This is a genomic window from Dorea sp. OM07-5, from assembly GCF_003481355.1.
Taxonomy (GTDB): Bacteria; Bacillota; Clostridia; order Lachnospirales; family Lachnospiraceae; genus Dorea_D; species Dorea_D hominis.
This window is the reverse complement of the sequence record NZ_QUKZ01000024.1, coordinates 1-623: the sequence shown is the minus strand read 5'-3', so window position 1 is coordinate 623 and position 623 is coordinate 1. Positions and strand designations below refer to the sequence as shown.

The window sequence follows — 623 nt, the reverse complement described above, 5'->3', positions numbered from 1 at the left end:
CCAGTACCGTCTGGCGAACCAGCTCTTTCGGAAGCCGGGCAGCCGGATTTCGAATCTTCGGATTCTTATCCCTTACCCGTTCCTTGATATCTCTCATCCGGTCACCCTCTTTCCGTATCTCTTATCTCATCGGGCAACATCCCGATGTTTCTTTTTTTCCTGCTGTTTCTGCAACTGCTCCACCTGTCTGATTGCCTCATTTACCAGTGGATGTTCGTTGTAATATGGCACAAGTTCCAAGTCTCCCCTGTCTTTTGATGACAACGGTAATGGATATTCCATGTCTGAATAAATTGATTCTGGATCATGAATAGAAAACTCAATAGCCGGACACATATTGGCAGATGTTCTACAATATTTCTGGTACTTTTTATATGCCTCTTCCAGCGTTCTGCATTTTGTATATTCTCCTAAATCATGGAACTCACCGCACTCTGCAGCATAAAAAGTTATCGTTACTTCTTCTTTTTTCTTCATTATGATTCTCCCGGTTTTGTTGTCATTAGTTTATAAAGGTCTGTATTCTTTGGGAACGTATTCTCAAATGGTACGATATTCCCAGAGCAACGGATTAGGCCACTGCCAACCGATACATTTGTAATATAGGACAGTTGGTTTTCGGA

The 623-nt window shown here is 42.1% G+C and carries 1 protein-coding gene; it reads right to left on the bottom strand.

From position 1 onward, the window contains the following. Positions 1-126: 126 nt before the first annotated feature. The gene (locus DXC04_RS14555) at positions 127-477 is read right to left on the bottom strand and encodes a hypothetical protein (protein WP_006426970.1); all 351 of its coding nucleotides are present in this window, start codon (positions 475-477) and stop codon (positions 127-129) included. Positions 478-623 lie beyond the last annotated feature (146 nt).

Excerpts from the sequence above, each read along its gene's own strand:
- DXC04_RS14555 (WP_006426970.1), bottom strand. The coding sequence starts at position 477 with ATGAAGAAAAAAGAAGAAGTAACGATAACTTTTTATGCTGCAGAGTGC.